This is a genomic window from Streptomyces sp. W16 (genome assembly GCF_033194735.1).
Lineage (GTDB): Bacteria > Actinomycetota > Actinomycetes > Streptomycetales > Streptomycetaceae > Streptomyces.
The window spans coordinates 22,393-29,139 of the sequence record NZ_JAWOAI010000056.1 but is presented as its reverse complement, the minus strand read 5'-3'; the positions used below and the strand labels follow the sequence as shown (position 1 = coordinate 29,139).

Genomic DNA, 6,747 nt, shown 5'->3' with positions numbered 1-6,747 from the left:
GTGACCGGCCCGAGCGGTTGGCGGGCGGCTGTCGCGCGTACGGCGTCCAGGGCGCGGGCGTAGTGCTGCCGTGTCGCCGGCGAACCGGCCAGGCCCAGCTCCGTGCTCGCCTTGTCCGCCGTCGCGAAGATCGGCGTGTCCATGGCGCCGGGTTCGACGAGGGTGACCTTGACGCCCTGGTGGCGGAGTTCCGCGCGCAGGGAGTGGGTGAGTGCGGCGAGCGCGGCCTTGGAGGCGGCGATGGGGCCGAAGAAGGGCGGCGGGACACGGGCCGAGACGGCGCCGACGTTGACGATCCGGCCGCCGGACGCACGTAGCGCGGGCAGGAAGGCGCGGATCACCGTCGTCTGGCCGATCACGTTGATCTCGAACTGGCGGCGCCACGCCTCGGCGGGCGTCAGCTCGACGGGGCCCTGGCCCATGATCGCGGCGCTGTTCACGAGTCCGTCGAGTCGCGGCCCGACCTGCTCGGCCGCGGCGAACACGGAGTCCTCGTCGGTCAGTTCGAGCCGGACGGGGGTGAAGCCGGCGTCCCGCAGCGCTTCCGCGTCCTCGGGGCGGCGGTGCGCGGCGAACACGGTCCAGCCGTCGGCGTGCAGGCGGCGTGCAGGCGGCGGAGCCCACGCCGCCGGTGGCGCCGGTGATGAGGACGGTGCGGGGAGAGGACGGGGACAGCTCAGCCACAAGGGCCGCCTTTCACAAGGGAGTTCGGATCACCATGGAGTCCGGTGTCCCTCCCACCCTCCGTCGGCCTGCGGCGCGGTTGAAGAGTGCAGAATTAACTGGTGCCAGCGACACCACCACCAGAATCCGGGGATCACGGCCGCAGGGCCCTCGCCACCTTCCTGCGGTCCCGCCGCGAACGCGCCGACCCGGACGGGACGGGGCTGCCGGCGGGTGGCCGGCGCCGCACCCCGGGTCTGCGCCGCGAGGAGGTCTCGCTGCTCTCCGGCGTCAGCCTGACCTGGTACACCTGGCTGGAACAGGGCCGCGACATCAATGTCTCCCCGCAGGTCCTGCTCGCCCTGGCCCGTGCGTTGCAGTTGGACGAGGTGGAACGCGCGCACCTGTTCCGGCTGGCGGGCAGAGCCGCGCCCGAACCGGCCGAGCGGTCCCTCCAAGTACCGGACGCGGTACGGGCGTTCCTCGACACGCTGATGCCGAACCCCGCGTTCGTCATCGACCGCTGCTTCGACGTCCTCGCCTGGAACCGGGCGCAGGAAGCCGTCCTCGGCGCCGCCCTCCTGGACCGGCCGCGCCGTGAACTCAACAGTGCCTGGCTGCTGTTCAGGGAACCCGGCGTCCGCGCCCTGATGCCCGAGTGGGAGGCGGAGACGGAGTGGATGGCGGGCCTGCTGCGGCAGCAGGCGGCGTACGAACTGGACAACCCGCGCTTCACCGAGCTGATCGACGAACTCACCACCGCCAGCCCGCACTTCGCGCGGCTGTGGGAGGCGCACGAGGTGGTGGAGTTCCGTTCCTCGGTGCGCCACTACCGGCACCCCGATGCGGGTGACATCGAGATGTCGTTCGTACGGCTCGCGGTGCAGGAGGCGCCCCGGCTGAGCCTGATCTGTCACTTCCCGGAGCCGGGCAGCGAGTCGGAGAGACGACTGCGTGAGCTGGTTACCCTTCCTCAATGACCACCACGCCAGACTTCGCCACGTACCTCGCCGGCCTCCCCCGCATCCTCGCCGGGGCCGCCGCGCTCTTCCGCGACACCGAGGGCAAGGTCCTGCTCGTCGAGCCCAACTACCGTGAGGGCTGGGCCCTTCCGGGCGGCACCATCGAGTCGGACGACGGCGAGACACCACGCCAGGGGGCGCGCCGCGAGACGCTGGAGGAGATCGGCCTCGACGTCGAACTCGGCCGGCTGCTCGCCGTCGACTGGATCTACCACGGGCCGGACTACCCGCCGCTGGTGGCGTACCTGTACGACGGCGGAGTCCTCACCGCGAACGACCTCAAGTCGATCCGACTCCAGGAGGAGGAACTCCTCTCCTGGCGCCTCGTCCCGCGCGGGGAACTCACCGAGTACCTGCCGGGTTCCCTGGGGCTCCGGGTCCTGGTCGGGCTCGATGTACTGGCGGAGGGGGCGGGGACGGCGGAGCTGGAGAACGGGCGGCGGGTGGGCTGAACCCTTTCCGACGGCTCTGGACTCGGCCCTCGGCAGCACCCGCCGGCGCAAGCCGAACATCCGGACGAGGCAAGGAGCCCACCGCACCGATGACCAGCCCTTCCCCCGTGGACGACGACCGCGGTTGCCTGCGTCTGGTCCTCGCCGTACCGCTCGTCCTGCTCACCCTCGCCGCCGCGTTGTGCTGCTGGACGGCGCTGACCATCCGCCCGTCCGGGCCCTGGGACGACGACGCGAACGCCGGGATCGTTCTCTCGTGCGTCCTCGCGATCGGTGCCGCCGGTGCGGTGGTGGGGGTGTGCCTGCTGCCGTCCGTGCGGCGGATCATGGGCTGGTGGTGGACGGGCCCGGCCGTACTGACCGGCGTGATCGCGGCGATCCGCTGGGCGACGGGCGGTTGATATCCGTTCGCCTCCCGGCGCCCGGGCGACCTACCCTCGGCCCATGAACAAGCCTCTCGTCGCCCTCCTGAGTGGCGCGGGCATCTCCACCGACTCCGGGATCCCCGACTACCGCGGTCCCAACGGACTGTGGCGGCGGGATCCCGAGGCCGAGAAGCTCGTGACGTACGAGTACTACATGGGCGACCCCGAGATCCGGCGCCGCTCGTGGCGGATGCGGCGTGAGAACCACGCGCTCCGGGCCGAGCCGAACGCCGCGCACCGGGCGGTGGCCGAGCTGGATCGGTCCGGCGTGCCGGTCAGGGTCATCACGCAGAACGTCGACGGACTCCACCAGCTCGGTGGTGTGCCCGCCCGCAAGGTGCTCGAACTCCACGGCAGCGCACGGAGTTTCGTGTGCACGAAGTGTCATGCGCGGGGGCCGATGGAGGACGCCCTGGCCCGGGTCGCGGCCGGCGAGGCGGATCCGCCGTGTCTGGAGTGCGGCGGGATCCTGAAGTCGGCGACCGTGATGTTCGGCGAACGCCTCGACCCGGTGGTGCTCGGCGAAGCCGTCGCCATCAGCAAGGCCTGCCAGGTGTTCGTCGCCGTCGGCAGCAGCCTCCAGGTGCAGCCGGCCGCCGGACTGGCCGGCGTCGCCGCCGACCACGGGGCACGGCTGATCATCGTCAACGCCGAGCCGACGCCGTACGACGAACTCGCCGACGAGGTCGTACGGGAGCCGATCAGCACCGCCCTGCCGAAGCTTCTGCACACCCTGGCGAGTGAGTAGAAACCCCTAGAAGAGCGCCGCCCCGCTCTCGAAGTCCAGCAGCCGCTGCTTGCGGTCGAGGCCGCCGCCGTAGCCCGTGAGGCTGCCGTTCGCTCCGACGACGCGGTGGCAGGGGACGATGATCCCGATGGGGTTCTTGCCGTTGGCGAGGCCGACCGCGCGGGAGGCGCCCGGGTTGCCGAGGGCGTCGGCGAGGTCGCCGTAGGAGCGGGTCTCGCCGTAGGGGATGCGGCGGAGTTCGTCCCAGACCGCGCGTTGGAACCGGGTTCCGTGCAGGCGCAGTTCGAGGGTGAACTCCTTCAACTCGCCTGCGAAATACGCCTGTAGTTGGGCGGTCGCCTCGGTGAAGGGGGTGTCGTCCGGGGTGCCGAATTTCTCCTCCGGGGGACGGTGGCGTTGGTCGGTCATGTAGAGGCCGCACAGGGCGCCGTCTTCGTCGGCGACGAGGGTCAGCGGGCCGTAGGGGCTGTCGATCACCGTGTGGTGCTTCATGTCGTCTGCACTCCCCTTGTCTGCAATCCCCTTATACGGGAAGGAAGTTGATCGGGTGGTTGTCCGTCGCCCACAGGTACTGGACCGCGTACGCCCGCCACGGCCGCCAGGCCGCCGCGCGGGCGGTGAGGGCGGCCGGGGTCGACGGGAGGCCCAACTCCTGTGCGGCGCGCCGGATTCCGAGGTCGGTGGGGAGGAAGGCGTCGGGGTCGCCGAGGGCGCGCATGGCGATGACGTCGGCCGTCCAGGGGCCGAAGCCTGGGAGGGAGAGGAGCCGGGTGCGGGTTTCCGCCCAGTCGCTCTCCACGCCCAAGTGGAGGGTGCCGTCGGCGAGTTGGGAGATCAGCGTGGTGAAGGTCGTGCGGCGGGTGTGCGGCATCGCCAGTGACTCCGGGTTCACCGCGGCCAGCGCCTCGGGGGACGGGAAGAGGTGGGTCAGGCCGCCCTCGGGGTCGTCGACCGGGTCGCCGTGGGCGGTGACCAGACGGGCCGCGTGGGTGCGGGCCGCCGCCGTGGAGACCTGCTGACCGAGTACGGCCCGTACCGCGAACTCCGCCTCGTCGACCGTGCGCGGGACGCGTCGGCCCGGCGCCTTGTCCACCAGCGGTGCCAGTACCGGATCGGTCCGCAACTGGTCGTCCACCGCGACCGGATCGGCGTCCAGGTCGAGCATGCGGCGGCAGCGGCTGATGGCCACGGGCAGGTCGCGCAGGTCGCTGAGGGTGAGGCGGCAGGCGATGTGGTCGGACTGGGGGGTGAGGGACACGATGCCGTGGCCGTAGGGGAGGCGGAGGGTGCGGCGGTAGGCGCCGGCCCGCCACTCCTCCACGCCCGGTACGGCGGTCGCCGCCAGGTGGCCGAAGAGGTTGTCGGGGTTGAGGGGGGCGCGGAACGGCAGGCGGAGAGTGAGTGCGCCGGGGGTGAGGACAGTCGTCCTCGGGCGCCTGTTGCGCAACTCGCTCGGAGTCAGGGCGAAGACCTCGCGCACGGTGTCGTTGAAGGTGCGGATCGAGGAGAAGCCGGCGGCGAAGGCGATCTCCGCCATCGGGAGCGCGGTCGTCTCGATCAACAGCCTTGCCGTCTGGGCGCGTTGGGCGCGGGCCAGGGCGAGGGGGCCGGCGCCGAGTTCGGCGAGGAGCTGGCGTTCGATCTGCCGGGTGCTGTAGCCGAGGCGGGCGGCGAGGCCGGGGACGCCCTCGCGGTCCACGGTTCCGTCGGCGATCAGGCGCATCGCGCGGGCCACCAGGTCGGCCCGCTGGTTCCACTCCGGGGACCCGGGGCTGGTGTCCGGGCGGCAGCGCTTGCAGGCCCGGAACCCCGCCTGCTGGCAGGCCGCCGCGCTCGGGTAGAACGTCATGTTCTCCGGCTTGGGCGGTACGACCGGGCAGCTGGGCCGGCAGTAGATGCGGGTGGTCAGGACGGCCGTGAAGAACCAGCCGTCGAAGCGCGCGTCCTTGGACTGGACGGCGCGCACACAGCGTTCCGTGTCGGTGTGCATCCCGTTCTGCATACGTCCAGCATCCGATACGGGGTGGGCCGGGGCTGGCGGGAATCCGACATCGAGGTCCCGTGGCCTGGTCCCCGCCCGGGCCCCCGTCGATGAAGGCCACGCTTATCGGTTTGTGGTGTGACGCCCGGCTTTGTAGCGTCGACCTCCGTGACCCCTCCCTCACCCTCGCACAGCGCCGATTCCCTCCCGGCCCGCCTCGACGCGGCCCGGAGCGACTACGAAGCCCTCCTCACCAAGAAGCTGTCGCTCGACCTGACCCGCGGCAAGCCCTCCGCTCGGCAGCTCGACCTGTCCGCCGGACTGCTCTCGCTGCCCGGCGACCGCTACACCGCCGCCGACGGCACGGACTGCCGCAACTACGGTGGTGCGGAAGGGCTGTTGGAGCTCCGGGAGATCTTCGCCGGGTTCCTCCAGGTGCCGGCCGGGCAGCTGCTCGCCGTGGGCAACTCCAGCCTGGAGCTGATGCACGACTGTCTGGTGCACGCGCTGCTCGGCACCCTTCCCGGGGCGGCGCGCCGCTGGGCGGACGAGGAGCGGGTCGCGTTCCTGTGCCCGGTCCCCGGCTACGACCGGCACTTCGCGCTGTGCGAGCGCTTCGGCATCGAGATGATCCCGGTGCCGATGACCGCCGAGGGTCCCGACATGGACGTGGTGGAGCGCCTGGTCGCCGGAGACCCGGCGGTCAAGGGCATCTGGTGCGTGCCCAAGTACAGCAATCCGGACGGGACCTGCTACAGCGACGAGGTCGTACGGCGACTCGCCGCCATGCCGGCCGCGGCGCCCGACTTCCGGATCTTCTGGGACAACGCCTACGCCGTGCACCACCTCACCGACGAGGAGGTGGAGATCGCCGACCTGCTCGCGGCCTGCGCGGAGAACGGCAGCCCCGACCGGGTCTTCGTCTTCGGGTCCACCTCGAAGATCACGCTGGGCGGTGCGGGCGTGGCGTTCTTCGGCTCGTCCCCGGCCAACGTGGCCTGGCTGCGCGGCTACAGCGCCAAGCGCTCCATCGGGCCCGACAAGGTCAACCAGCTGCGGCACGCGATGTTCCTGCGCGATCCGGACGGGGTACGCGCCCATATGCGCAAGCACCGTGAGCTGCTGCGGCCGAAGTTCGACACCGTGCTGCGCATCCTCGCCGACCGGCTGGGAGACACCGGGCTCGCCACCTGGTCCACGCCCAGGGGCGGTTACTTCATCGTCCTCGACGTCCTCGACGGCTGCGCCCGCGAGGTGGTGCGCCGCGCGGCGGACGCAGGTCTCGCCCTGACGCCGGCGGGCGCCACCCATCCGTACGGCGACGACCCGAGGGACCGTACGATCCGGATCGCTCCCTCCTTCCCGGACCTCTCCGAGATCGAGGAGATCATCGAGGGGGTGGCCACCTGCGTACGGCTGCTGGGCTACGAAAAGCTTGTGTCCGACGGGAGTTGAC

8 protein-coding genes are annotated in these 6,747 nt (G+C 71.5%); 5 read left to right on the top strand and 3 right to left on the bottom strand.

All coding sequences use genetic code 11. The features are described from left to right. The coding region (locus tag R6V09_RS10500; protein ID WP_317881092.1) for an SDR family NAD(P)-dependent oxidoreductase at positions 1-578 on the bottom strand (578 nt) is incomplete at its 3' end. Positions 579-785: 207 nt separating this feature from the next. Between R6V09_RS10500 and R6V09_RS10495 the strand changes: the two genes are divergently transcribed. The 4 genes from R6V09_RS10495 (at position 786) to R6V09_RS10480 (ending at position 3,310) form a co-directional block, all read left to right on the top strand. Next, on the top strand, positions 786-1,643 hold the full coding sequence (locus R6V09_RS10495) for a helix-turn-helix transcriptional regulator (protein WP_317881091.1): 858 nt from the start codon (positions 786-788) through the stop codon (positions 1,641-1,643). Beyond that, positions 1,640-2,137, top strand: a complete 498-nt coding sequence (locus tag R6V09_RS10490; RefSeq protein ID WP_317881090.1) for an NUDIX hydrolase — start codon at positions 1,640-1,642, stop codon at positions 2,135-2,137. The genes R6V09_RS10495 and R6V09_RS10490 overlap by 4 nt, the downstream gene beginning before the upstream one ends. 89 nt (positions 2,138-2,226) lie before the next feature. Next, complete coding sequence (locus R6V09_RS10485) at positions 2,227-2,538, top strand: hypothetical protein (protein WP_317881089.1); 312 nt, start codon at positions 2,227-2,229, stop codon at positions 2,536-2,538. 43 nt (positions 2,539-2,581) lie between these two features. Next, on the top strand, positions 2,582-3,310 hold the full coding sequence (locus tag R6V09_RS10480) for an SIR2 family NAD-dependent protein deacylase (RefSeq protein WP_317881088.1): 729 nt from the start codon (positions 2,582-2,584) through the stop codon (positions 3,308-3,310). Positions 3,311-3,316: 6 nt separating this feature from the next. Here R6V09_RS10480 and R6V09_RS10475 read toward each other — a convergent pair whose 3' ends face one another. Both R6V09_RS10475 and R6V09_RS10470 read right to left on the bottom strand, forming a co-directional pair. Next, positions 3,317-3,802 (bottom strand): methylated-DNA--[protein]-cysteine S-methyltransferase, encoded by a 486-nt coding sequence (locus R6V09_RS10475; protein WP_317881087.1) that lies wholly within the window; start codon positions 3,800-3,802, stop codon positions 3,317-3,319. Between the two features lie 31 nt (positions 3,803-3,833). Continuing rightward, the gene (locus tag R6V09_RS10470; RefSeq protein WP_317881086.1) at positions 3,834-5,300 is read right to left on the bottom strand and encodes an AlkA N-terminal domain-containing protein; all 1,467 of its coding nucleotides are present in this window, start codon (positions 5,298-5,300) and stop codon (positions 3,834-3,836) included. A gap of 159 nt (positions 5,301-5,459) precedes the next feature. Between R6V09_RS10470 and R6V09_RS10465 the strand changes: the two genes are divergently transcribed. After that, positions 5,460-6,746, top strand: coding sequence for an aminotransferase class I/II-fold pyridoxal phosphate-dependent enzyme (locus R6V09_RS10465; protein ID WP_317881085.1), 1,287 nt, complete (start codon positions 5,460-5,462; stop codon positions 6,744-6,746). The last annotated feature ends 1 nt before the right edge of the window (position 6,747 follow it).